Origin of the sequence: Wolbachia endosymbiont of Mansonella perstans, assembly GCF_020278605.1 — a bacterium.
Taxonomy (GTDB): Bacteria; Pseudomonadota; Alphaproteobacteria; order Rickettsiales; family Anaplasmataceae; genus Wolbachia.
In genome coordinates this window covers 1-747 of the sequence record NZ_JACZHU010000128.1, presented here as the reverse complement: position 1 = coordinate 747, position 747 = coordinate 1, and the positions used below count along the sequence as shown (strand labels likewise).

General features: G+C 34.9%; 1 pseudogene. It reads right to left on the bottom strand.

Features of this window, described 5'->3' with window-relative positions:
* Positions 1–747, bottom strand: a pseudogene (locus tag IHO13_RS05355) (ankyrin repeat domain-containing protein); the annotation flags it as partial.

Below are 747 nucleotides of genomic sequence, written 5' to 3'. Positions count from 1 at the left end.
AAACTTAAAATCAACTTCAAGCATGTAACTTTTTGCTCTCCTCTAAGTGAAGCAATATAGTGCAGGGTATTATTTCCTTCTTTATCCTGAGCGGTAATATCAGTATCACTTCGTAGTAATAGTTCTAAGGTTTTATACCTATTTGTTCTTTCAAATTTTCTATCTGTACATGATCGATCCTCACTCTTTTCTTTTATATGCCGAAGCAATTGGTGAAAAGGTGTTTGTCCCTTTCTATTCGGAGTATTTACCAACTCTTTGTTTTTTTCTAGTATAAGCTCAGTAAATTCATACTTTGCTCCCTCATCTAATCTTATAGCATAATGTAAAACTGTATTTTCTTCTGCATCTTTAGTAGTGATATCATAGCCACTTCTTAGCAACTCATTAAAATTATATATATTTCTACCCAAAACTGCTTGATGTAATGGATAGCCATCATTGATAATCTTCCCGATTTGAATTGTAACCAAGTTCTTTGTCTCCTGGTCTAACTTAGACTCTTGTACTAATTTGCTTAGTTTTAGCAGGAAACTATGGTAGTATGCTTTTCGCTCTTGAAATAAGCCGCTTTCTGCTAGCTTCAATTGGTTGGGGCGAGCACCTCCCTCTAGTAATCTTATGCAAAACTTAATCGTATTGCTTTCCCAAACAACAAGGTTATGCTTATTCTTGGTTATCCCAGCAGTTAATGCCATTTGCATTGGTGTTTTCCCACCTTGATCAGCATTTATAGTCTCTCTTAAT